This window comes from Methylobacterium sp. AC315, assembly GCF_979253755.1.
This window is the reverse complement of record NZ_CEEDEA010000010.1, coordinates 18,218-42,392: the sequence shown is the minus strand read 5'-3', so window position 1 is coordinate 42,392 and position 24,175 is coordinate 18,218. Positions and strand designations below refer to the sequence as shown.

At 69.9% G+C, this 24,175-nt stretch carries 15 protein-coding genes; 4 read left to right on the top strand and 11 right to left on the bottom strand.

The window, feature by feature from the left end; all coding sequences use genetic code 11:
* Window positions 1-66: 66 nt before the first annotated feature.
* The 6 genes from oxc to AC0IY0_RS17420 all read right to left on the bottom strand — a co-directional run bounded on the left by oxc (window position 67) and on the right by AC0IY0_RS17420 (window position 8,983).
* Window positions 67-1,815, bottom strand: coding sequence for an oxalyl-CoA decarboxylase (gene oxc, locus AC0IY0_RS17445; protein WP_471764798.1), 1,749 nt, complete (start codon window positions 1,813-1,815; stop codon window positions 67-69).
* A 91-nt stretch (window positions 1,816-1,906) separates the two neighbouring features.
* Complete coding sequence (gene oxlT, locus AC0IY0_RS17440) at window positions 1,907-3,193, bottom strand: oxalate/formate MFS antiporter (RefSeq protein ID WP_147909848.1); 1,287 nt, start codon at window positions 3,191-3,193, stop codon at window positions 1,907-1,909.
* Window positions 3,194-3,343: 150 nt separating this feature from the next.
* The gene (locus AC0IY0_RS17435; protein WP_147909849.1) at window positions 3,344-5,137 is read right to left on the bottom strand and encodes a DEAD/DEAH box helicase family protein; all 1,794 of its coding nucleotides are present in this window, start codon (window positions 5,135-5,137) and stop codon (window positions 3,344-3,346) included.
* A 214-nt stretch (window positions 5,138-5,351) separates the two neighbouring features.
* A complete protein-coding gene (locus tag AC0IY0_RS17430) occupies window positions 5,352-6,440 on the bottom strand; it encodes a branched-chain amino acid aminotransferase (RefSeq protein ID WP_471764796.1) in 1,089 nt (362 codons plus the stop codon).
* Between the two features lie 116 nt (window positions 6,441-6,556).
* Window positions 6,557-8,317: an ABC transporter ATP-binding protein gene (locus tag AC0IY0_RS17425; protein ID WP_471764795.1), complete on the bottom strand. Its 1,761-nt coding sequence runs from the start codon at window positions 8,315-8,317 to the stop codon at window positions 6,557-6,559.
* 144 nt (window positions 8,318-8,461) lie between these two features.
* The gene (locus AC0IY0_RS17420; RefSeq protein ID WP_471764794.1) at window positions 8,462-8,983 is read right to left on the bottom strand and encodes a Spy/CpxP family protein refolding chaperone; all 522 of its coding nucleotides are present in this window, start codon (window positions 8,981-8,983) and stop codon (window positions 8,462-8,464) included.
* Window positions 8,984-9,132: 149 nt separating this feature from the next.
* Here AC0IY0_RS17420 and AC0IY0_RS17415 point away from each other — a divergent pair, with 149 nt between their 5' ends.
* The 4 genes from AC0IY0_RS17415 to AC0IY0_RS17400 all read left to right on the top strand — a co-directional run bounded on the left by AC0IY0_RS17415 (window position 9,133) and on the right by AC0IY0_RS17400 (window position 14,428).
* Window positions 9,133-10,071, top strand: coding sequence for a metal ABC transporter substrate-binding protein (locus tag AC0IY0_RS17415; RefSeq protein WP_471764793.1), 939 nt, complete (start codon window positions 9,133-9,135; stop codon window positions 10,069-10,071).
* Window positions 10,072-10,302: 231 nt separating this feature from the next.
* A complete protein-coding gene (locus tag AC0IY0_RS17410; protein ID WP_471764792.1) occupies window positions 10,303-12,039 on the top strand; it encodes a heparinase II/III family protein in 1,737 nt (578 codons plus the stop codon).
* Window positions 12,040-12,110: 71 nt separating this feature from the next.
* On the top strand, window positions 12,111-13,709 hold the full coding sequence (gene purH / locus AC0IY0_RS17405; protein ID WP_471764790.1) for a bifunctional phosphoribosylaminoimidazolecarboxamide formyltransferase/IMP cyclohydrolase: 1,599 nt from the start codon (window positions 12,111-12,113) through the stop codon (window positions 13,707-13,709).
* A gap of 308 nt (window positions 13,710-14,017) precedes the next feature.
* On the top strand, window positions 14,018-14,428 hold the full coding sequence (locus AC0IY0_RS17400; protein WP_471764789.1) for a hypothetical protein: 411 nt from the start codon (window positions 14,018-14,020) through the stop codon (window positions 14,426-14,428).
* A 551-nt stretch (window positions 14,429-14,979) separates the two neighbouring features.
* Here the strand turns inward: AC0IY0_RS17400 and AC0IY0_RS17395 are convergent.
* The 5 genes from AC0IY0_RS17395 to AC0IY0_RS17375 form a co-directional block, all read right to left on the bottom strand.
* Complete coding sequence (locus tag AC0IY0_RS17395; protein WP_419830726.1) at window positions 14,980-16,662, bottom strand: MFS transporter; 1,683 nt, start codon at window positions 16,660-16,662, stop codon at window positions 14,980-14,982.
* A gap of 261 nt (window positions 16,663-16,923) precedes the next feature.
* Complete coding sequence (locus AC0IY0_RS17390) at window positions 16,924-18,606, bottom strand: cation acetate symporter (RefSeq protein WP_147940068.1); 1,683 nt, start codon at window positions 18,604-18,606, stop codon at window positions 16,924-16,926.
* A complete protein-coding gene (locus tag AC0IY0_RS17385; RefSeq protein WP_147909857.1) occupies window positions 18,603-18,977 on the bottom strand; it encodes a DUF485 domain-containing protein in 375 nt (124 codons plus the stop codon). Before AC0IY0_RS17385 ends, AC0IY0_RS17390 begins: the two co-directional genes overlap by 4 nt.
* A 124-nt stretch (window positions 18,978-19,101) precedes the next feature.
* Window positions 19,102-21,048 (bottom strand): acetate--CoA ligase, encoded by a 1,947-nt coding sequence (gene acs / locus AC0IY0_RS17380; RefSeq protein ID WP_147940069.1) that lies wholly within the window; start codon window positions 21,046-21,048, stop codon window positions 19,102-19,104.
* A 281-nt stretch (window positions 21,049-21,329) separates the two neighbouring features.
* Window positions 21,330-24,050: a PAS domain-containing protein gene (locus AC0IY0_RS17375; RefSeq protein ID WP_471764787.1), complete on the bottom strand. Its 2,721-nt coding sequence runs from the start codon at window positions 24,048-24,050 to the stop codon at window positions 21,330-21,332.
* Window positions 24,051-24,175 lie beyond the last annotated feature (125 nt).

The following is a 24,175-nucleotide window of genomic DNA, read 5'->3' as shown; positions in this document are numbered from 1 at the left end:
CCACCCTCCCCCGCAGAGGGGGGAGGGAGCCCGCGGGTCCTCAAGACGGGTTTTGTCCGGCCGACCTCACACCGCCTTCTTCTTGATCCCGCTCTGCGGGTTGAGGCTGCCGATATTGCCGCTCTCGCTGCCGGCGGCCGGGTCGATCACGGCGTTGATGAGCGAGGGCCGCCCGGAATCCATCGCGGCGTTGACCGCACGGGTCAGCTCGTCCGGCGAGGTGACGTGATAGCCGTCGCCGCCGAACGCCTCCATCATCTTGTCGTAGCGGGAATCCTTGACGAACACCGTGGTGGCCGGGTCGCGCCCGGTCGGGTCTGAATCGGTGCCGCGGTAGATGCCGTTGTTGTTGAACACGACGATGCAGATCGGCAGCCCGTACCGGCAGACCGTCTCGACCTCCATGCCGGAGAAGCCGAAGGCGCTGTCGCCCTCCACGCACAGGACCGGCTTTCCGGTCTCGATCGCGGCGGCGACGGCGAAGCCCATGCCGATGCCCATGATGCCCCAGGTGCCGACATCCAGGCGCTTGCGCGGCTGGTACATGTCGATGATGCCCCGGGCGAGGTCGAGGGTGTTGGCGCCTTCGTTGACCAGGATCGCGTCCGGCCGCTCCTTCACGATGGTCCGCAGGGCGCCGAGCGCGGCATGGAAGGTCATGGGCGAGGCGTTGCTCATGAGCTTGGGCGCCATCTTGGCGATGTTCGCTTCGCGCTTCGCCTTCAGCGTGTCGATCCAGTCGGCCGGGGGCTGCTGCCAGCCCTGGCCCATGCCGTCCAGCAGCGCCTGCACGCAGGACGCGATGTCGCCGACCACCGGGGCGACGATCTCGACGTTCGAATCCATCTCGCGGGGCTCGATGTCGATCTGGATGAACTTGGTCGAGCCCGGCTCGCCCCAGCTCTTGCCCTTGCCGTGCGACAGCAGCCAGTTCAGCCGGGCGCCGATCAGCAGCACCACGTCCGAATCCTTCAGCGCCGTCGAGCGCGCGGCGCCGGCCGAGAGCGGGTGCGTGTCGGGTAACAGGCCCTTGGCCATGCTCATCGGCACGTACGGGATGCCGCTGGTCTCCACGAGGCTGCGGATCGCGTCGTCGGCCTGGGCGTAGGCGGCGCCCTTGCCGAGCACGATCAGCGGACGGCGGGCATTTTTCAGCACGTCGAGCGCCCGGGCGATGGCGTCGGGGGCAGGGCGCTGGGCCGGAGCCGGATCGATCACCTTCACCAGCGACTTCCGGCCGGCCTCGGCCTCCATCACCTGCGAGAACAGCTTGGCCGGCAGGTCGAGATAGACGCCGCCGGGCCTCCCCGAGCAGGCCGCACGGATCGCCCGGGCGACGCCGATGCCGATATCGGCGGCGTGCAGCACCCGGAAGGCCGCCTTGCACAGGGGCTTGGCGATGGCGAGCTGGTCCATCTCCTCGTAGTCGCCCTGCTGAAGATCGACGATCTCGCGCTCAGAGGAGCCCGAGATCAGGATCATCGGGAAGCAATTGGTGGTGGCGTTGGCCAGCGCCGTGAGGCCGTTCAGGAAGCCCGGTGCCGAAACCGTGAGGCAGATGCCCGGCTTCTGGGTGAGGAAGCCCGCGATCGCGGCGGCGTTGCCCGCATGCTGCTCGTGCCGGAACGACACGACCCGCATCCCCGCGGCCTGGGCCATGCGGCCGAGATCGGTGATCGGGATGCCCGGGACGCCGTAGATCGTCTCGATGCCGTTGAGCTTGAGCGCGTCGATGACGAGGTGGAAGCCGTCGGTGAGATCCGGCTCGGCCTCGACCTCGGGGGCGGTGTGGACGATCTTTGCCAGTGCGGTCATCGCGGTGTCTCCCGGAAATTCGGCTTCGGTTCTGGCGTTCCGACCCGGTGCAGGCTCCGGGCCATCGGTGTGTCGCGGGTATCGGGGTGGCTCAGACCACCCGGATCGGCTGGACGGCGAGCGCCGCAGGATGCTCGGCCTCGGCGAGGTAGCGGGCGCGCAGCGGCCGCAGCAGGAAGATCGCGAGCGCGGCGGCGGCGACGTTGAGCCCGATGATCAGCGAGAACACCGCCGACCAGCCGTAGGCCGCCGACAGGAGGCTGGCGAACGGCACCAGGAACGCCGCGGTGCCCTTGGCGGTGTAGAGCAGGCCGGCATTGCTGGCGGCGTATTTCGATCCGAACGTATCCCCGCAGGTCGCCGGGAACAGCGAGTAGATCTCGCCGAACACCCCGAAATAGACCGCGGTGGCGAACACGAACACCATCGGGTGGTGGCCGTAGGTGAGGAGCACGATCACCGCGAGCGCCGCCGTCGAGAAGGCGATGAACATCGTGTTCTCGCGGCCGATATGGTCGGAGACGTAGCCGAAGAACGGCCGGCCGAAGCCGTCGAAGATCCGGTCCAGGGAGATCGCCAGGGTCAGCGCCGCCATCTGGAGGCCGAACAGGCTCACCGGGACGCCGGCCACGTGGAAGTCCTGGGCGATCGGGGCGATCTGCGCCGCCGCCATCAGGCCGCCCGAGGCGACCATGACGAACATCGCGTACATCACCCAGAAGACCGGCGTGCGCACCGCCTCGCGGGGGCTGCGGTCGACCTTCGTCTGCGGCAGGCGCAGGCTCTTGCGCTGGATCGGGGCGGCGGAGACGGGCTTACGCAGCAGGAAGGCGAGGGCGAGCACGATCGCACCCTGGCCGATCCCGAAATACAGGAACGCGTCCTGGTATCCGCTCGTGGCGATCATCCGGGCGATCGGCACGACCGTGATCGCCGCACCCGCGCCGAACCCGGCCGCGGTGGCGCCGGCGGCCAGGCCGCGGCGATGCGGAAACCACTTCAGCGCGTTGCCCACGCAGGTGCCGTAGACCGAGCCGGCGCCGATTCCGCCAACCACCGCGCCCAGGTAGAGCAGCGCCAGGCTGTCGGCGTAGGCGTCGATGGTCCAGGCCAGGGCGATCATGACGCCCCCGAAGGCGACCACGAGGCTCGGACCGTAGCGATCCACGAACCAGGCCTCCACGGGCACCAGCCAGGTCTCGGTGGCGACGAACAACGTGAAGGCGAGCTGGATCGCCGCCCGCCCCCAATGGTAGCGTTGGTCGATGGGATCGACGAAGAGCGTCCAGCCGTATTGCAGGTTGGCGATCATGGCCATGCAGATCACGCCGAAGGCGAGCTGCCACCATTTCGCCGACGGCGAATCCTGGCGTTCCATCCCTGAGCCTCTCTCGTGGGCGGCGCGTCCTTGAGCCGGCGCGTCTGTCTCGTGCCGGCTCAATCATGCATATTCGGCCCAGGCATGCAATATACCAGACCGTGAAGGCTTCGGCTCGCTGTCAGTCTCGGAAATATTGTTCCATCGACATCAGGCCGGCGTGGGACCCCAACTGCCGAGCGTCGGCTCGTCCGCCGGGACCAGCGTCTCGTCCAGTTCCGGAATCCCGGATTGATCCTCGGGGATCCCGATCACCGCCCGGGCCGCGTCCCAGTCGGGATCGCCGTCGGCGTCCGCAAGGGCCTGGCGATCCAGGCCGGTGACCCGGCCGCGGTCGAGGCGCAGGAACACGCGACCGGTCTCGGCGCGGGCGAACCGGACCGCGTCCATCCTGCGCAGGCAGTCGCGCAGGAAGCGCGTGTTGGCGCCGGCTGCCAGATCCACCCCGCGAAACACCGCGTCCGGGGCGCGCGCGAAGATGTCGACCTTGCGGAAGCGCTCGACGTCGATCAGCCCCTTCACGTCGAGGATGTTCAGGACGCCCCCGGCCCCGAACGCGATGGTGCGGGGGCGCTCGCCCTGCGGCACGCTGTTGTCCAGAAACTCGCAGACGACCTGCTTGTCCCGGGCGAGCGCCCAGTTGAAGAACAGGCGCGGCATGCCGGTATAAGCCTCGACGTTGTGGGCCAGCAGGTCCTCGACCGCCTTGAACCGGCCGAACTGCTCGCCGCGTTTGTAGGCGCGCTCCACCGTGTCGGCCGGCGGCGTGACCATGAATTGCATGTAGACCCGCTCGCCGAATCGGGTGAGCAGCTGGCCGCCGCCATCCGAGCCGGCCTCGGCCTGGAAGCTGTCGAACCGGAAGCGGTCGATCAGCAGGTTCGAGATCCGCCGCTCGGCCGCCTTGCGGGTGACGTAGCGGTCGAGCTTCATGTCGATCATCTCGACCTCGTAGCCGGTGAGCGTGCCGGCATACCGGGTTGCCGGTCCGAGGCTGTCGTAGTCGAGCAGGAACTTGCGCCAGACGTCCGGCGTGATCACCGCGAAGTCGGACCACGCCATCCCGAGGCGGCGCGCCAGCCCGAGCTGGTAGGGTCGGATCGTGCTCTTGCCCGAAGCCGAGGCGCCCTTGACGTTCATCACCACCGGGTGGGCCTGCGGAGCGAGCCGCCGGTAGCCGCGGGCCTCGACGACGGCGGCGATCCAGGGCTCGATCAACTCGCCGATGCGGCGGCTGCCGTAGCCGTTCGAGACCAGGGTCCCGGCGATGCCGCGCAGCAGGGCGGGATCGCGGATCAGCGTGTTCTGCCGGGCCAGGATGCCGGAGACGACGCTGCGCAGGGCCTCGCAGGCGGCGATCTCCAGTCCGTCTCCGGCCAGCATCGCCCGGCTTTGCCAGGCTTCGAGATGGTTGAGCGCCCGGGTGGCCGGATCCTGGCGGGGCGGTGTCCTCGGCGGCGGCGGGCGGCGCCCGAGCAGCCGGTCGAGCCATCCGGGCTCCGGCGCGGCCGGGGCCGGCGGGTCGTCGAGGATCGCGGCGATCTCGCGCCGGAGCACCGCGTCGGCCTCGGCACGCAGCGCCGCCAGCGCCGCCTCGACCTCGCCGAGCCGGGGCTCGACGCCTTCGCGCAGGATTGCCGACACGATCGACCGGAAATTCACGCCCAGATCGGCGTAGACTTCGCCCACCGGCACCGACAGGTCGGACATGACCCGGATCAGCACCTCGTGGACGACCAAGCGCCATGGCTTGATCCGGGTGAGCTGGCGGGCCGGCAGCCCGCACAGGTCGCTCATCTCCAGCGCGTCGCGCAGGGGCGTCTCGACGTGCTCGGGCCGGTAGACGGTGATCAGCGGCGTGAAGGCGGCCGGCAGGTCGGACTGGACGCCTGGATTCCAGGGGCCGGCAGCTGTTTCCGGTGAGCTGGCTGCCGCTTCCGTCATCCGCGCGTCTCCCTTTCCCTTCTGCGGGTCAGGGCGGCCCCTGCCTTGGCAGGGGTCGGGAGAGGGGCGGGGCGACGGTTCAGGACTTCACCTCTGGCGCACTCTTTCCGGACGCGGCGCTCCCCTCCCGACCCCCGCCGCAGAGGGGGAGGGGGATGCGCGGCGGAGGGCACGAACCGGGCATACAGCCCCCGCTCTCCGCCACGCCAACACCCTAGAAGACCTTCTGGAACCAGCCGTGCGAGTCCTCGGCCGTGCCGCGCTGGATATCGACCAGCATGCCGCGCAGCCGGCGCGCCACCGGGCCCGCCACCGCGTCGCCGATGGTGAAGTTGTCCTCGCGGCCCTTCACGGTGCCGATCGGGGTGATCACCGCGGCGGTGCCGCAGGCGAAGGCCTCGGTGAGCCGGCCGGCGCGGACGTCGGTGCGCCAGGCGTCGATCGTGTAGGGCTCCTCCTTCACGGTGAGGCCGGCTTCCCGGGCCAGGGTGATCACCGAATCGCGGGTGATGCCGGGCAGGATGCTGTCGGAGAGCGGCGGGGTCTGCAGCGTGCCGTCCGCGAAGACGAAGAACACGTTCATCCCACCGAGCTCCTCGATGTAGCGGCGCTCGGCCGCGTCGAGGAACACCACCTGCTCGCAGCCCTGGCGCGTGGCCTCCGCCTGCGCGGCGAGGCTGGCGGCGTAGTTGCCGCCGCACTTGGCGGCGCCGGTGCCGCCCGGCGCCGCCCGGGTGAAGTGCTCGGAGACCCAGACCGTAACCGTGCCGGTCGGATCCTTGAAGTACGAGCCCACCGCCGAGGCGATGGTGATGAACAGGTATTCCGAGGCCGGCTTGACGCCCAGGAACGCCTCGTTGGCGATCATGAACGGCCGCAGATAGAGGCTGCCGTCGGGCGTGTCGGGGATCCAAGCGCGGTCGATCTCGACCAGCTTGCGCATGGCCTCGACGAACGCGTCCTCGGGGAACGGCGCCATCGCCATGCGCTCGGCCGAGAGTCGGAAGCGGCGGGCGTTGGCATCGGGGCGGAACAGGGCCGCGCCGCCATCGGCGGTGCGGTAGGCCTTGAGACCTTCGAAGATCTCCTGCGCGTAATGCAGCACCGCGGCGGCGGGATCGAGCGGGATCGCCTCGCGCGCCTGGATCCGCGCGTCGTACCAGCCGCGGCCGGCCGAGTACCGGGCCACCACCATGTGGTCGGTGAACACCTTGCCGAAGCCCGGATTCGTCATCAGCGCGGCCCGCTCGGCGTCGGTCCGGCGGGCGGGATGGGCTTGGGTCTCGAACGTCAGGTCGCTCACGGTAGGGTCCTCATAGACACAAGCCCTTATGCCGCGCTCCCGCGGATGAATCTACGGAGCGTGCGCATGGCTCATGCGGCGCATGTGTCGTGCCGCCTACTTGTGTGGGCGTGGCCTCACGCGGTCGGCGTCGGATCCGACAGCTGCATCCGGTGCAGGCGGGCATAGGCGCCGCCGGCCGCGATCAGGTCGTCGTGCCGCCCTGTCTCGATCACCCGGCCGGCCTCCATCACGGCGATCCGGTCGGCCTCCCGCACCGTCGAGAGGCGGTGGGCGATGACCAGGGTGGTGCGGCCGCGCATGAGACGCGTCAGCGCCGCCTGGACGAGGCGCTCCGATTCCGAATCGAGCGCGGAGGTCGCCTCGTCGAGGAGCAGGATCGGCGCATCCTTCAGGAAGGCCCGGGCCAGGGCGATTCGCTGCCGCTCGCCGCCAGAGAGGCGGTTGCCGGCCGGCCCGACCCGGAAATCGTAGCCCTCCGGCAGGGCGGTCACGAAGTCGTGGGCGGCCGCGGCGCGGGCGGCCGCCTCGATCTCGGACCGGCTCGCCCCGGGGCGGCCGAAGCCGATATTGACCGCGATCGTGTCGTCGAACAGCACGACCTCCTGCGAGACCACCGCCACGGCGGCCCGCAGGGAGGCGAGCGTCACGGCGCGCACGTCCTGCCCGTCGATGGTCACCCGGCCGGCGGTGACGTCGTAGAGCCGCGGCACGAGGTTGAGCAGCGAGGACTTACCGGAGCCCGAGCGCCCGACCAGCGCGGTGGCGGCGCCGGCGGGGACCGTGAGGTCGATCCCCTCCAGCGCCGGGGCGTCCGGGCGGTAGCGGAACTGCACGCCCGCGAACCGGATCTCCCCCGCGGTGACGACGAGCGGCGCCGCATCCGACGGCTCGCGGATCTGGGGTGCCTCGTCCATCACGTCGAAATAGCGCCGCAACGCCGCCGCCGCCTCCTGCAGGATGGCGTTGAGGTTGCCCAGTGCCCGGGCCGGCTGGGCGGCGAGCAGGAGCGCCGCCACGTAACCGGTGAAATCGCCGACCGTCCGCTCGCCGGACAGCACCCGCTGCCCGACGAGCACCAGAACCCCCGCCACCGCGATGCCGCCGCCCACCTCCAGCAGCGGGTCGAGGCGCCCGCGGGCGTTGGCGGCCTTCATCTTGAGGCGGCGCACCTCGTCCAGCGCCTGCGCGGCCCGGCCCTTGAGGTAGCCCTCCATGGCGTAGGTCTTGGCGACCCGGGCGCCCTGCAGGCTCTCGGAGATCAGGCTGGCGGTGGCGCCCATCTGCTCCTGGGTGGTAGTCGAGACCCGCCGGAGCTTCTTGCCGATCCGACCGATCGGGCCGGCCACGAACGGCACCGTGAGGCCGGCGACGAGCGTCAGCACCGGGTCCATCCAGACCAGCGCCGCCACGAGGCCGATCAGCATCGCGATGTCGCGCAGCAGGACCGTGGAGATGCGGGTCAGCGCCTCCTTGATGAAGGCGAAATCGGTGGTGAAGCGCTGGGTCAGCGCAGCTGGGCTCTCGCGGCCGAGCTGGGCGAGGTCGGAGTCGATCAGGTGGCCATAGAGCGCCGCCTGCATGTCGGCCTCGACCCGGGTCACGACCCGGTTGGTCAGCACCGTCTGGCCGAACAGGGAGAACCCGCGCAGCGCCGTGACCACGATCACGACGAGCGGCCCGTAGGCGATCGCCGCCGCGTCCTTGCGGTCGAAGGCGTCGAAGGCGGCCTTGATCAGGGCCGGGTACAGCCCGGTCGAGCCGCCCACCAGCGCGATCAGCACCAGCACGACGGCGAGCGTCCCGCGGTGGGGATAGAGCCAAGTGCGCCACAGCCGGGCGAGGAGGGGGACGGTGTCGCCGGGCAGGCGCGCCATGGAGCTTACCGGTTCGGGCCTTTCACCGGGCTCCTTTGGCAAGACCCGCGGCGGCAGCGGTTTGCAGCCGCTGCCGCCGCGGATCAAGTTTTTTGGTTCTTCTGGATTTTTAGATTTTTAGGTTTTTGATCGGGCGCCGTGCCGTCAGCGGTCCTCGCCGCCAGGGCCGCGCTCGCCGTCGCGGTGGTGATGCCAGCCGCCGTGGCGATGGCCGCCCATCGGGCGGGCGAGGATCATCGCGCGCCGCTTCTGGCCCTCGTCGAGGCTCGCGTAGAGCGGCTGCGAGGCGTCGGCGAGCTTGCGCAGGGCCTCGCCCCGGGCGGTCGTGGCGTCTGCCATCGCCCGCAGGGCGGCCGGCGCGTCGTCGGCGATCTTCGGACGATCGCGCATCGCCGCGCGCCGCTCCTGGCGCAACTTCACCATGTCGCGCAGGGCGGCCTCCACCGGCGGCCACAGCTTCTCCTGGTCGGGATTGAGCTTCAGCCCGGCATGCAGGCCGGCGATCCGGGCATCCGCGAAGGCGGCCCGATCCTCAGGGGTCAGGGCGCTCCAACGCCCGTGGCCCCGCGCGCCGTCGGCACTGCGGTCATGCGCTGCGGCGGCGCCGACGAGGCCCAGGCCGAGAACACCGGTGACGAGAAGGGCGGCACTCAAACGTCCAGTCATGGCATGCTCCATCTTACGCTCGGCTGCCGCGGCGATGACCCGGCGGCGGCCCACGACCCGCATCAGGGGCCCCCCCGTGTATCCCGCTTGTGTATGTAACATTGTTACACTACAGGCTCGCTGGCTCCGGTGGATTGGGAGGACGACAGGTGCGCGGGACGGTTCGGTTGGCGTGGCTCGCGGGCCTCGCCCTGTGGCTCGGCGTGTCTCCCCCGGCCCGGGCGGCCCCGGACGGCGAGAAGGTCCGCGCGGTGGCGAGCTTCTCGATCCTGGGCGACCTCGTGCGCGCGGTCGGCGGGCCTCACGTGGCGGTGACCACCCTGGTCGGCCCGGATTCCGACGCGCACGGCTTCAGCCCGTCTCCGGCCGACGCCAAGAAGCTCGCAGGAGCCGACATCGTGTTCGTCAACGGCCTCGGTCTGGAGGGCTGGCTCGATCGGCTGATCCGGGCCTCGGGCACCCGCGCCCCGGTCGTCGTCGTCTCCGCGGGGGTGAAGACCATCGCGGCCGTCGACGATCACGCGCATGCGGAGGACGGGCACGACCACGGCGCCCACGCGGTCGATCCGCATGCCTGGCAGAGCGTGGCCAACGTGCGGATCTACGTCGCCAACATCCGCGACGGCCTGGCGAAGGTCGATCCGGCCCATGCCGACGCCTACCGGTCGGCTGCTGAGGCCTACACGGCGGAGCTCGATCGTCTCGACACGGCGGTGCGACAGGCCGTGGAGAAGATCCCCCCGGCAAACCGCCGGATCATCACCACCCACGATGCGTTCGGCTACTTCGCCGACGCCTACGGGCTGCGCTTCATCGCGCCCCAGGGCGTGTCCACCGACAGCGAGGCGAGCCCCCGGGACGTCGCGACGATCATCCGGCAGATCCGCCGGGACAAGGTGCCGGCGGTGTTCCTCGAGAACATCAGCGATCCGCGCCAGATCGAGCTGATCGCGCGGGAGGGCGGCGCCCGGATCGGCGGTAAGGTCTATTCGGACGCCCTGTCGGGTTCGGACGGGCCGGCGGCGACCTACCTGGACATGATGCGCTCGAATCTGCGGGCGTTCGACGCGGCTCTTGCCCCGGGCTGAGCCGCCCGAGCCGCGGCTTGCGCACCCCGATCCGCCCCGGTGCTTCAACCGGGGCGTGCGCAAGCCCGCATTCTTTCCCGCCCCGGGAATGACATAGCGTAAACCGCCGGTTAAGAGGCCGCCTCTACCCTGAAACGAAACGGGTGCCAGCCGATCCTCGTACCCGGGGGCTCGGGCCCTTGGGGCCTGGCGAGATCGCGTGGCTCGGAGATCGCGTGGCTGGGATATTGCGTGGCTTGGGGGCCTGACCGCTGGCGCTTTTATCGGCTCGTGGGGCGCGAGGCCGCGCGGACCCTCCGTGCCGTCGGCGCCAGCCTGACCGCCTCGCCCGACATCCTGACGCGGATGCGCGTAACCGGGCTGGTGATCGCCCCGCAGGACCTGCGCACCTCCGACGCGACCTTCGCGGACGACATCTATTCCGGCCTGTTCGTCTTCGCCGGACGCTCGCTGGCGGCGAGCGGCGGCTCGCCCTTCGACTACGCGGCGCCTTCGCCGGAATGGGCCGATGAGCTCTACGGCTTCGGCTGGCTGCGCCACCTCCGGGCGGCCGACACCGCGCTCGCCCGGGCCAATGCCCGCGCCTTCGTGGCCGATTTCACCGCCGGCCGGGGCGATGCCGCGTTGGCCCGCCACACCCCGGTGGCGGCGCGGCGGCTGATCTCGTTCCTGTGCCAGTCGCCCCTCGTTCTCGAGGGCGCCGACCACACCTTCTACCAGAACTTCCTCAAGGCCATCGCGCGCAACGCCCAACAGCTCGAGCGCGACCTGCGGCGGGGCGTGCCGCCGCAATGGCGCCTGAGCGCCGCCGTGGCGCTCTGCTACGCCGGCCTGTGCTGCGACGGCATCCAGCCGATCCTGCGCCGGGCGACCCGCATCCTGTCGCGGGAGCTCGACCGGCAGATCCTGACCGACGGCGGCCACCGCTCCCGCGACCCGCGCTACGCCATGGAGCTGCTCCTCGATCTCCTGCCCCTGCGCCAGAGCTATCTCAGCCGCAGCGTCGAGCCGCCGGCCGCGCTGCTGCGGGCGGTGGACCGGATGCTGCCGCTGCTGCGGCTTCTGCGCCACCCGGACGCCTCGCTCAGCCACTTCAACGGCATGGGCGCCACCGATGCCGACCATCTCGCGACGCTCCTGGTCTACGACGGCGCGCTCGCCCGGCCGATGATGCACGCTCCGAATTCCGGCTACGAGCGCCTGGAGGGCGGCCGGGTCATCGTGGTCGCCGATGTCGGCAAGAGCCCGCCGCTGCCCTACTCGCTCAACGCCGGAGCGGGCTGCCTCGCCTTCGAGATGTCGAGCGGGCCGCAGCGCATCGTGGTCAATTGCGGCCTGCCCGCCAGCGGGCCGGACCTGCGCCTGCTGGCCCGCTCCACGCCGGCCCATTCCACCGCCAGCGTCGCCGACGCGTCCTCTTGCCGATTCCTCACCGCGACCGGGTGGTGGGGCGAGCGCCTGGCGGCCGCGTGGCTGATCCGCCGGCGCGGCGCCGTGGTCCTGCGCGGTCCCGCCGCCGTCGCGTCCGAGCGGGTCGAGGAGGCCGACAGCGTGATGCTCGCCGCCCGGCACGACGGCTACGCCCCGGATTTCGGCATCGTGCACGAGCGGCGCTGGCAGCTGTTCCCCACGAATACCCGGCTCGAAGGCCGGGACGCGTTCCTGCGCCAGGGCAAGGCCCGGGTGCGCGGCCACGACGTGGCGATCCGCTTCCACCTGCATCCCGGCATCGCCGTGCGCGGGGTGCCGGATGGGCTCGAACTGGCCTCCGCGCTGGGCGAGGTCTGGGTGTTCCGGGCGTCGGCCGCGGAGATCGCGATCGAGGAGAGCGTGTACTTTTCCGGCCTGACCGGGCCGCGGCGTACCGACCAGATCGTTCTGTATCTGCGCGTCTCCGATGACGTCGAGGTGCGCTGGAGCTTCGAGCGCCTGGCCTCGGCGCCGATGCGGGGCGCCATCGCGCCCTGAACCGGCCGGCTGGCCCCCCGCACCGGATCCATGCTACCGCGCGCCGAAATCACAAGGTTCGGCAAGCAGCTATGGCGCACGATCAGGTGCGGGTCTCCCGCGCGCTCCTCTCGGTCTCGGACAAGGCCGGCCTCGTCGATTTCGCCCGGGCGCTGCATGCCCGCGGCATTGCGCTGGTCTCGACCGGCGGCACCCATCGCGCCCTTCAGGAGGCCGGCCTGCCGGTCACCGAGGTCGCCGACCTGACCGGCTTCCCCGAGATGATGGACGGGCGGGTGAAGACCCTGCACCCGGCGGTGCATGGCGGCCTCCTCGCCATCCGCGACAACCCCGAGCACCAGGCCGCGCTCGCCGCCCACGGCATCGGGGCCATCGACCTGCTTGTGGTGAACCTCTACCCGTTCGAGGCGACCATCGCGGCCGACAAGCCGGAGGCCGACTGCATCGAGAACATCGACGTCGGCGGCCCGGCGATGATTCGCGCGGCCGCCAAGAACCACGCCGACGTCGCGGTCGTCACCGACGTCTCGGATTACCCCGCGGTGCTGGCGGCGCTGGAGCAGACCGGTGGCGCCATCGGGTCCGAACTGCGCCGGCATCTGGCCCAGAAGGCCTTCGCCCGCACCGCCGCCTACGACGCCGCCATCGCCAACTGGATGGCGGTCCAGTTCGGCACCGAGACGCCCGGCCAGTTCCGCGCCTTCGGGGGCGCGCTGGCGCAGGGCCTGCGCTACGGCGAGAACCCGCACCAGTCGGCCGCCTTCTACCGGGCGCCCGGGAAAGTCCGGGCCGGCGTCGCGACCGCGCGCCAGCTGCAGGGCAAGGAGCTGTCCTACAACAACTTCAACGACACCGATGCCGCCTACGAATGCGTCGCGGAGTTCGATCCGGTCCGCGCCGCCGCGGTGGCGATCATCAAGCACGCGAACCCGTGCGGCGTCTCCGAGGGGGCGAGCCTGCTTGAGGCCTACGAGCGGGCGCTGAGCTGCGACCCGGCCTCGGCCTTCGGCGGCATCGTCGCGCTGAACCGGACGCTCGACGCGGAGTCCGCCCGCCGGATCGTCGAGATCTTCACCGAGGTGATCATCGCGCCGGACGCGACCCCGGAGGCCGCCGCGATCGTGGCCGCCAAGAAGAACCTGCGCCTCCTGCTGGCCGGCAGCCTGCCCGACCCGCGGGCACCGGGCGAGACCGTGCGCACCTTGTCCGGCGGGCTGCTGGTCCAAGGCCGGGACGCGGTCGTGGTCGACGACATGCCGCTCACGGTCGTGACCAAGCGCGCGCCGAGCGAGGCCGAATCGGCCGACCTCCGCTTCGCCTACCGGGTCGCCAAGCACGTGAAATCGAACGCCATCGTGTACGCCAAGGGCGGCGCTACGGTGGGAATCGGGGCGGGCCAGATGTCCCGGGTCGATTCCTCGCGCATCGCCGCCTGGAAGGCCGCCGAGGGTGCCAAGCGCCTGGGGCTCGCCGACAGCCTGGCGGTGGGATCTGTCGTGGCCTCGGACGCCTTTTTCCCGTTCGCTGACGGCCTGCTGGCCGCGGCCGAGGCGGGGGCGACGGCGGTGATCCAGCCGGGCGGCTCCATGCGCGACGCCGAGGTGATCGCGGCCGCCGACGAGGCGGGCTTGGCCATGGTGTTCACCGGCCACCGTCACTTCCGTCACTGACGGCCCCGATCCGGCAGAGATCGCGACGTTCGCGCAAACGACGGAGCGGTGGTTCGCCGCCGCCGCTCCGGGGGCGGTTCGGCGTTAACGCTTTGCGGAGAAACGTGCGCCGCTGCGAAGGCTTGAGACGCGGCGGATGCGCCCGCCGGTAGCTTGCCGACCGATCTATTGGCGCAGCCTCGACCAGCGACAAGCCGGTCTAGCAGAATCGATTTTACAGAACAGAATAATAGATAGCCGAATACGCGGCATTTGACACGATTTGCGTCGGATCTATCCGGGGCTTGATATTTTGGCGCCCGGGCGTCATGAAAAATTTGCCGCTCGACGGAACTTTGTCGTCGGACTACGCGCTCTCTTCATGGATCGCGTGTGCGGTGCCCGTGGCATTGGGCTTCGGAGCCCCCATTTCGGGGATGTTGTTTCAGTGTCCTGCGCTGAACAACCTTGGGCCAGGTGACGCGATGTTACTCGCTGCAGTTCTGTTCGTGATCGGATTGCTGATCGGCTGGGCTTATACCATGCTGGTCATGATCGCGACGTCGTTTCTGATCCTGGTCGGCGCCGTGCTTCTGTTCGCGTTCGGCCCCGGTATCGACCTGCTCCACGTGCTGATCATCCTCGGCTATCTCACCGCGCACCAGTCCGGATACCTGTTCGGAGCCTATTGCAGCGGGTATTTCGACGGTAAACGCAACCGCCAATCGCCGCTACCATAGCCAGACCGGACCGCCGGCGAGGTTGTAGATAAGCGCCCAGACGGCAATCATGGTTGTGTTGGCACCGATAACTGCGACGAGCGGCGGCCTGCGTCCGGCCCTGCGATGTAAGTGCGTCACAGCCTCGTCCACGATCCGTTCCCTCTTGTGTCTCAAAGCGTATCGAAGACGGAAGAGAACCGCTTTTGGTTCCACCAAGACTGATTCTTGATCGGCAACAAGCGGTTGTCAGCATACAACCTGTGTGTTTGTGTCGGCCGACTTCGGAGCTGCCCGTACCATTGGGTGCAAAATAATAATAGCCTTTTCGTGTCCGAATTCGCGGCAATGCCAATCTTGAGGCTGGCCGTCCCTTCTTCATGAGGCGGGATCCTCAATAGGCTGCCGATCAGCCAGTACCGAAGTTGTCGGAGCGGATGCGTGACGAAGCGCACCGGAGGCAGCGGCCCCCGAGCCCGCCCGCGCAGGTCCCACCGCGACCCTGGAAACGAAAACACCCGGACCGCGTCGGCGGCCCGGGTGTCGTCACCTGAGGAGGGTCGTGGGTCGGATCAGGTATCGGCGAAGATGTCGCGATCCTTGGTCTCGGGCACGAAGATCAGCCCGATGACGACCGTCGCGACCGCGATGACGATCGGGTACCAGAGGCCGTAATAGATGTCCCCGGTCTGGGCCACCATGGCGAAGGCGGTGGCCGGCAGCAGGCCGCCGAACCAGCCGTTGCCGATATGGTAGGGCAGGGACATCGAGGTGTAGCGGATCCGGGTCGGGAACAGCTCCACCAGCATGGCGGCGATCGGGCCGTAGACCATCGTCACGAACACCACGAGGATGAACAGCAGGCCGATCACCTGCGCCACCTGGGGCCGGAAGATGTCGAACGGGTTCGCCATCTTGACGATGTCGGCGTCGCCGGCCTTCGGGTAGCCGGCCGCCTGGAGCGCAGCGGTCACGGCCTTGTTGGCCTCCGGCGCGCCGCCCTGCGGATAGGCGATCTCGGTGTCGTTCACCCGAATCGTCGCGGGCTGGCCGGGGGCGCCGGGCGCGGTGGCGTATTTCACCGAGGCCTTCGACAGGAAGTCCCGGGCGAGGTCGCAGGGCGCCGTGAACACCCGGGTGCCGACCGGATTGAACAAGGTCCCGCAGGCGGCCGGGTCGGCCGAGACGGTGACCTTCACGTTCTCGATCGCGGCTTCGAGCTTCGGGTTGGCGGTGGCGGTGATGCCCTTGAAGATCGGGAAGAACGTCGCCGCCGCGATCGCGCAGCCCGCCAGGATGATCACCTTGCGGCCGATCTTGTCCGACAGCCAGCCGAACACCACGAAGAAGCCGGTGCCGAGCAGCAGCGACCACGCGATCAGCAGGTTCGCCGTGTAGCCGTCGACCTTCAGGATCGATTGCAGGAAGAACAGCGCGTAGAACTGGCCCGTGTACCAGACCACTCCCTGGCCGGCGACGAGGCCGAACAGGGCGATGATCGCGAACTTGGCGTTCTTCCACTGGCCGAACGCCTCGGTGAGCGGCGCCTTCGAGGTCTTCCCGTCCTCCTTCATCTTCTGGAAGGCCGGCGATTCGGACAGCTGCAGCCGGATCCAGACCGAGATGCCGAGCAGCAGGACCGAGACCAGGAACGGGATGCGCCAGCCCCACTCGGCAAAGGCCGCCTCGCCGGTGAGGCTCCGGGTCGCCAGGATCACCAGCAGCGACAGGAACAGGCCCAGCGTCGCCGTGGTCTGGATCCAGCTCGTGTAGAAGCCGCGCCGGCCATTGGGGGCGTGCTCGGCCACGTAGGTCGCCGCGCCGCCATACTCGCCGCCGAGCGCGAGGCCCTGGGCCAGCCGCAGGACGATCAGGATGATCGGCGCCGCGATCCCGATGGTGGCGGCGTTGGGCAGGATGCCGACGATGAAGGTCGACAAGCCCATGATCAGGATCGTGATCAGGAAGGTGTATTTGCGCCCGACGAGATCGCCGATCCGGCCGAACACCAGCGCGCCGAACGGCCGGACGATGAAGCCGGCCGCGAAGGCCAGCAGCGCGAAGATGTCCCGGGTCGCCGGCGGGTAGGCCGAGAAGAACTGGGCGCCGATGATCGCGGCGAGCGACCCGTAGAGATAGAAATCATACCACTCGAACACGGTGCCGAGTGAGGAGGCGAAGATCACCCGCTTCTCGGCCGAACTCATCGGCCTCGCGGCGTCCCCCGCCCGTGGGATCGCAGTTGCCCCAGCCATGACCCGGTTTCTCCCTGACGACACGTGCGGCCGATGGCGTCGGCTGCGAATCTACGGACTGCGGGCCCTGCACGGGGCGCAGATCACGTATGCGTGACTGTAAGGAACCTGTTGGTCAATCCGCAATCTGGCGGTGGGGCCGGTCATCAACATGGCGGCTTGCGGTGGGTGCGATCCGCCGCTCCGGCGCCGGCCCGGGCGCTCGAACGACGAAGGGCGCGGCTCGCGCCGCGCCCTCCGATCCGTCCGCGTCGGCTCGGCTCAGTGAGCGTGCGCGCCCACCGCTCCGATGCCGGTCTCGGAGCGCACGAACTGCGCCTCGAAGGCGGCGCGCTCGCGCTGGGCCTTGCGGGACCGGTCGAGGCTCGACACGGCCCAGATCGTGAAGAAGGCCAGCGGCATCGAGAACAAGGCCGGGTTGTCGTAGGGGAAGATCGGTGCGGCGTTCCCGAACGTCACCACCCAGACCGCCTTGGACAGCACGACCATCCCGACCGCCGAGATCAGCCCGACGAGGCCACCCGCGAGCGCCCCCCAGGTGGTCGTGCCGCGCCACAGGATCGACATGGCGAGCACCGGGAAGTTGCAGCTCGCCGCCACCGCGAAGGCCAGCCCGACCATGAAGGCGACGTTCTGGTTCTCGAACACGTAGCCGAGATAGATCGCCACGATCCCGATCACCACGGCCGAGAGCTTCGACAGGTTGACCTCGTGCTTCTCGGTGGTGCGCCCGCGGGCGATCACCTGGGCGTAGAGGTCGTGGCTGACCGCGGAGGCGCCAGCCAGCGTCAGGCCCGCCACCACCGCCAGGATGGTCGCGAAGGCCACCGCCGAGATGAAGCCCAGGAAGTACGGGCCGCCCACCGCGTTGGCGAGGTTGACGGCGACCATGTTGGTGCCGCCGATCATGTCCTTCAGCTTGTCGAAGGTGCCCGCCGCGCCGAGCTTGAAGTAGCTCGGGTCCGACATCAGCAGGGCGATGCCGCCGAAGCCGATGATGAACGTCAGGATGTAGAAGTAGCCGATCAGGCCGGTGGCGTAGAACACCGACTTGCGTGCGGCCTGAGCGTCCGCGACCGTGAAGAAGCGCATCAGGATGTGCGGCAGGCCGGCGGTGCCGAACATCAGGCCGACGCCGAGCGAGATCGCCTCGATCGGGTTCGAGACCAGGCCGCCGGGCGCCATGATGGCGTCGCCCTTCGGGTGGACCTGAACCGAGCTGGCGAACAGCGCCTCCGGGTTGAAGCCGTATTTCAGCAGCACCGCGCCGGCCATGAAGGTCGCGCCGCCGAGCAGCAGGCAGGCCTTGATCACCTGGACCCAGGTGGTGGCCTTCATGCCGCCGAAGGCGACGTAGACGATCATCAGCACGCCGACGATGATCACCGCGTAGAGGTAGGGCAGGCCGAACAGCAGCTGGATCAGCTTCCCGGCGCCGACCATCTGGGCGATCAGGTAGAAGGCCACCACCACCAGGGTGCCCACCGCCGAGATGATGCGGATCGCGGTCTGGTCCAGGCGGAAGCTCGCGACGTCGGCGAAGGTGAACTTGCCGAGGTTGCGCAGGCGCTCGGCGATCAGGAACAGCACGATCGGCCAGCCGACCAGGAAGCCGGTGGAGTAGATCAGCCCGTCGAAGCCCGATGTGTAGACCAGGCCCGAGATGCCCAGGAACGAGGCGGCCGACATGTAGTCGCCGGCGATCGCCAGGGCGTTGGTGCCGGCCGAGATGCCGCCGCCCGCGGCGTAGAAGTCGGCGGCCGACTTGGTGCCCTTGGCGGCCTTGTAGGTGATGCCCAGCGTCAGCAGGACGAAGAACAGGAACATGCCGATGGCCGGCCAGTTCGTGGCCGATTGCGAGACGGCGCCGAGGTCAGGCCCGGCCGCATAGGCCGCGCAGGCCGTGATCGTGGCCAGCGTGAGGCCGAGGAGTATGCGGTTCATCGGCCGACTTTCCGCTTCAGTGCGTCGCTCAGCGCGTCGAAGCGCGTGTTGGCCCGGGCCACGTAGATGCCGGTGAGCGCGAAGGCGAACAGGATCACGAACACGCCCATGAACAGCCCGAGCGAGGCGGTGCCGCCGCCGACCTTCACGGCGAGCAGCGACTTGTCGAAGGCGATCAGGCCGATGAAGCCGAAATAGACCACCAGCATCAGGATCGTCAGGATCCAGCCGAACCGGGTGCGCTCGGTGACGAGCTGCTTGAATTCCGGGGTCCGGACGATCCGGTCGATCTGCGGATCGACCGTCGCGGCGGGCTTGCGGGTTGATGGGGGCGCCGTGCCCCCGCGAAGGCCGAGTGTCGAGCCGCTCATGGCGTATTCCTCCCGCGAGGGCGCTTCGGCCCTCCGGTTCCTCTTGAGACCAAGGTTCGTGATTTGTGTTGGGAACGGGCGCCGGACCGGCACCCGCCTCGTCGTTCCTGCGCGGTCCGGCCGATCAGGGCCGGTTCTGCCGGTTCTCGATCAGATCCTCGACCACGGCAGGTTCGGCCAGGGTCGAGGTATCGCCCAGCGAGCCGAAATCGTCCTCGGCGATCTTGCGCAGGATGCGGCGCATGATCTTGCCGGAGCGGGTCTTGGGCAGGCCGGGGGCGAACTGGATCAGGTCCGGCGAGGCGATCGGCCCGATATCCTTGCGGACCCAGGTCACGAGCTCCTTGCGCAGGGCGTCGTCGCCTTCCTCGCCGTCGTTGAGGGTGACGTAGGCGTAGATGCCCTGGCCCTTGACATTGTGCGGGTAGCCGACCACCGCCGCCTCGGCGACCTTGGGGTGGGCGACCAGCGAGGATTCGACCTCCGCGGTGCCCATCCGGTGGCCCGAGACGTTGATCACGTCGTCGACCCGGCCGGTGATCCAGTAATAGCCGTCCGCGTCCCGGCGGGCGCCGTCGCCGGTGAAGTACTTGCCCGGATAGGTCGAGAAGTAGGTCTGCTCGAACCGCTCATGGTCGCCGTAGACCGTGCGCATCTGGCCGGGCCAGGAATCCGCGATGCAGAGGTTGCCCTCGCACGGGCCCTGCAGAACCTTGCCCTCGGCATCGACCATCTCGGGCTTCACGCCGAAGAACGGCCTTGTCGCCGACCCCGGCTTCAGGGCTGTGGCGCCCGGGAGCGGGGTGATCAGGATACCGCCGGTCTCGGTCTGCCACCACGTGTCGACGATGGAGCAGCGCCGATCGCCGACGACATTGTAGTACCATTCCCAGGCTTCCGGGTTGATCGGCTCGCCGACCGAGCCGAGCACCCGCAGCGAGGCCCGCGAGGTCTTCTTCACCGGACCTTCGCCGCCGCCCATCAGCGAGCGGATCGCGGTCGGCGCGGTGTAGAAGATGTTGACCTTGTGCTTGTCGACCACCTCCCAGAACCGGGAGGTCGACGGGTAGGTCGGGATGCCCTCGAACATCAGCGTGGTCGCGCCGTTGGCGAGGGGCCCGTACACGATGTAGCTGTGGCCCGTGACCCAGCCGACATCGGCCGTGCACCAGTACACGTCGCCCTCGCGGTAATCGAAGACGTATTGGTGGGTCATCGAGGCGTAGACCAGGTAGCCGCCGGTGGTGTGCACCACGCCCTTCGGCTGGCCGGTCGAGCCCGACGTGTAGAGGATGAACAGCGGGTGCTCGGCCTCCACCGGCTCGGCCGGGCAATGGTCGGTCACCTGCTCGGCGGCCTCGTCGTAGTAGACGTCGCGGCCCGCTTCCATGGCAATGCTGCCGCCGGTGCGGCGCACGACGATCACGTGCTCGACCAGATCGGTGCCGATCCGCTTGATCGCCTCGTCGACATTGGCCTTCAGCGGCACCTTGCGGCCGCCGCGCAGGCCCTCGTCGGCGGTGATCACCACCTTGGAGGTGCAGCCCTGGATGCGCGATGCCAGCGAATCCGGTGAGAAGCCGCCGAACACGATGGCGTGGATCGCGCCGAGCCGCGCGCAGGCCAGCATCGCGTAGGCGGCCTCGGGGATCATCGGCATGTAGAGGGTGACGCGGTCGCCCTTGCCGACGCCGCGGTTGCGCAGGACGTTGGCCATCCGGCAGACCTGCGCGTGCAGCTCCCGGTAGGTGATGTGCTTGGATTCGTCCGGGTTGTCGCCTTCCCAGATGATCGCGGTCTGGTCGCCGCGGGTCTCCAGGTGCCGGTCGATGCAATTGTAGGCGACGTTGGTCTTGCCGTCCTCGAACCACTTGATCGAGATCTTGCCGGGCTCGAAGCTCGTGTCCTTCACCCTGGTGAAGGGCGTCATCCAATCGATGCGCTTGCCGTGCTCGGCCCAGAAGGCGTCCGGATCGGCGACCGACGCCTCGTACAGCGCGCGATATTGGGCGTCGTCGACGTGAGCACCCTCACGCCACGCAGCCTGCACCTCGACGACCTTGCCTTCCATGGCGTTCCATCCCTGTTTGGTGCCCGATCGTATCGCGGCGTCGGCCGCGCAGCCAGGACTTCCAAAGTAACGTAGCCTACATCGTGCGATGTCGGTATCGTCGCCAAGCCGCTTTCCCCGCCGACAAAGACGCGGAAATAAGTTGGGCGCAATTTAAGGCTTGAGTGAAGGTCGGCCGATGCGCTGTCAAGCGGAGCTTGGCGGCATGCACGTCAGCCGCGGCCGGGTGTTTCCGAATACTTCGCGGAAACGGTCAGGTGAGTGCGCCGAGGGGGGCGAACTCACCCGTTCGCCGCCCGCCGCGTCGGCATGATGATCTCCACCAGCGTGCCGTCCTCCGGCCGCGCCGAGAGCTTGAGACGGCCGCCATTGGCCTCGACCAGGGCACGGGGCAGGGCGAGGCCGTCCTCGACATCGCCGGCCGATCCGGCGGCGGGCACCGTTGCCCCGGCGCCGGTATCCCGCACCCGCAGGGCGATCGCCGCGCTCTCGGTCGAGCCGGTGGAGACGATCACCTGTCCGCCCGCAACCGAGCGCCGGATCGCGTGCTCGATCACGAGGCAGGCCGCCCGGCTGACCGAGCGCTCGTCGGCCTCCAGGTCGTCGAGGTCGGTGGAGAAGCTGGTGCGCACCACGATCCGGCCGCGGGCGGCCTCGCTCTGGAGCCGCGCGACGCAGCCGGCCACCACGTCGTTCAGCGCGATGCGGCGCGGATCGAGCCGCAGGGCACCGGCCTCGACGGTGGCGAGGTCGAGGAGTTCGCCGACGCGCTCCAGCATCAGCTCGCCCGATGTCCGGATCTGGGCGAGGCAACCGCGATAGCGCACGTCCCCGAGGGGGCCGAACGGCTCCTTCAGCATCGCGTCCGCCAGCTCGATCATCCCGGTCAACGGACCCCGGAAGGCCCGATCCAGGCGCGCCAGCGCCGAGTCGAGGCCGCCGCCGGAGGCCGCGGTCGGCCCCTCGGCGCTCGGCTCAATCTGGGCGGCAAGGGGCGGCGCGGCGTTCAGGACGGCGACCCGGCGCCCGTCGACCCGGGCGGGCGAGACGCCGAGCGTCAGCGCCCGTCCGGCCACAGAGACCGAGCCCGGGCTTCCGGCCGCACCGCGCAGGACGTCGGCCACGGCCAGCACGCTCCCCCGATCGAACAGCGCGACGAAGCTGCCGCCGACGATCTCGCGGGGATCGCACCCGAACAGCTCGGCGGCCGCCCGGTTCAGCGCCACGATCCGGCCGGCGGCGTCGAGGGTCAGGACGCCCGCCTCCAGCGCGTCGAGGGCGGCTTCCGCGGCGGCGGTGCGTTCGGCTTGCGCGGCGCGCGCGAGCCGCTCGGCCGTGAGCGCGCCGGCCGGGTCGGCCTCGTCGAGGGGGCGCAGGACCAGGCAGGTCGCCGGCCGGCCTTCCCAGGTGCAGGCGCCGCCCATCACTTCGACCGGCCGGCTGCTGCCGTCGGCCGCCGCGACGGCCGTCCGCCGCGCGGCCGGCTCCGGACCGTCCGGCTGGGGCACCCCACGGAACAGCCGCTCGAGGCCGGCCGTCGTGAGTGCCGGAACGTCGGCGTAGCCGGTCAGCGCAAGGGCGGCCTGATTCGCCGCCAGGATCGCGCCGTCGCGATGCACCAGCGTCGGCAGCGGCAGTCCGGCCAGGAAATCGGGATCGCGCGAGACCGCGGATTCGCGGGCCTCCGGGCCGTCGGCGAGGGAGCCAGGAATGGAATCGGCAAGAGAACCGGCAAGAAAGCCGGCATGCGGGCCGGGGAACGGCATGACCGCGCCGCCCCGGGGTGCCGGGATGTCGGTCTCCGCGTCGTCGCCGGCGTAACGGGCTCCGAGCGCCCGCGCGATCTCCCGGAAGGCGGCGTGCTCGTCGGTCGAGAGCGGCGGCGGCTCGACGACGGTTGCGGCAGGGGAAGGCGGCTCGGAGAACGGCTCGGAGGGCGCGGGAGCGGCGTCGGCCGGCGTCTCGGTCGGCTCCTCAGCCGCCTCCGGTTGCCTCTCCACGCTGGTGATCGCGGGCTTCGGCTCGGCCGGGATCGGGGCGGGAAGCTCGGCCGGCGGGACAGCCTCGGCTGCCGCCGGCTCGACGCTCGCGGGTTCCGGCGCGGTCGGCACCGGTACGGACAAGGCGGAGGCATCGGGCGCCGGCACCGGCTCGGGCGACCGCTCGGGAGCCGCGGCCGGCGCGATCGGGGCCGTGGCCGCCTTCGAACCCAGCGCTGCCGGCACGCTGCGCACCAGCCCGAACCCGCCGAAGCCGGAGAACGCCGCATCCCCCCGCCCCAGTGGTGCGCCGGACAGCTCCACCTGGAACGGGCCGTCGCCGAGATCCAGGCAGGCCGGCTCGGCGCGGAAGGTCATGCGTTCGGCAAGCGCCGCGAACATCCCGTCGGCGCCGGTGATCCGGCCGGTCCCGGCGAGCTCCTGCCAGCGCTGGCCGATGAGGCCGGTGAGGCCCTCGGACCCGGTCAGCGTCGTCAGCGCCCCGGAGGCATCGCTGCGCCACAGGAAGCGGTCCCCCGTGTTCAGGGCCGGCGCCTCGACCGGGACGGCGGCGGGCGCCGGTTCGCTCGCGGGTGCCTCCGGCTGCCGCGCCGCCGGGACACCGTGTCGTGGACGCGGCAGCTTCACCGGGGCTGTCGGAATCACCAGGAAGACCGGCCGGCCGTCGTCACGGGTCCCGCGGACGACCTGGCAGAGCGTTGGCGGGGCGATCCGCCTCGCGTCGAGGGCGAGGCGCGCGAGCCGGGGCGCGGTGTCGTGCGGGTTGGCCCGGGCGACATGACCGGCGAGGGTCGCGCGGTCGGCCTGCCCGAGTGCCGCGCAGAGGGCCTGTCCCGCCGGCGAGGCGAGCAGGATCCGCCCGTCGACCGGGTCGATCACGAAATGAAGGCCGTCTCGGTCGGCCAGCGCGGCGGCCAGGCTGGGCAGGCGCGCCCAGGCCGCGAACGCAGCGACGAGGTCGGCCTCGGCTGCTCCAGCGGTCGATGTCTGTCTCGTCTGCAAAGCCCGCGACCCCGAACCCACGCCCGATCCCTCGTCCCCCGGCCCGCTTTGCCCGAGAAACACGCCCAACCGTACCCCTATTGTAAAGCCACCTGGGTTGCGACGCTGGACTCTTGCGCCGAGCG

Excerpts from the sequence above, each read along its gene's own strand:
- oxc (WP_471764798.1), bottom strand. The coding sequence starts at position 1,815 with ATGACCGCACTGGCAAAGATCGTCCACACCGCCCCCGAGGTCGAGGCC.
- oxlT (WP_147909848.1), bottom strand. The coding sequence starts at position 3,193 with ATGGAACGCCAGGATTCGCCGTCGGCGAAATGGTGGCAGCTCGCCTTC.
- AC0IY0_RS17435 (WP_147909849.1), bottom strand. The coding sequence starts at position 5,137 with ATGACGGAAGCGGCAGCCAGCTCACCGGAAACAGCTGCCGGCCCCTGG.
- AC0IY0_RS17425 (WP_471764795.1), bottom strand. The coding sequence starts at position 8,317 with ATGGCGCGCCTGCCCGGCGACACCGTCCCCCTCCTCGCCCGGCTGTGG.
- AC0IY0_RS17420 (WP_471764794.1), bottom strand. The coding sequence starts at position 8,983 with ATGACTGGACGTTTGAGTGCCGCCCTTCTCGTCACCGGTGTTCTCGGC.
- purH (WP_471764790.1), top strand. The coding sequence starts at position 12,111 with ATGGCGCACGATCAGGTGCGGGTCTCCCGCGCGCTCCTCTCGGTCTCG.
- AC0IY0_RS17400 (WP_471764789.1), top strand. The coding sequence starts at position 14,018 with ATGAAAAATTTGCCGCTCGACGGAACTTTGTCGTCGGACTACGCGCTC.
- AC0IY0_RS17395 (WP_419830726.1), bottom strand. The coding sequence starts at position 16,662 with ATGGCTGGGGCAACTGCGATCCCACGGGCGGGGGACGCCGCGAGGCCG.
- AC0IY0_RS17390 (WP_147940068.1), bottom strand. The coding sequence starts at position 18,606 with ATGAACCGCATACTCCTCGGCCTCACGCTGGCCACGATCACGGCCTGC.
- AC0IY0_RS17385 (WP_147909857.1), bottom strand. The coding sequence starts at position 18,977 with ATGAGCGGCTCGACACTCGGCCTTCGCGGGGGCACGGCGCCCCCATCA.
- acs (WP_147940069.1), bottom strand. The coding sequence starts at position 21,048 with ATGGAAGGCAAGGTCGTCGAGGTGCAGGCTGCGTGGCGTGAGGGTGCT.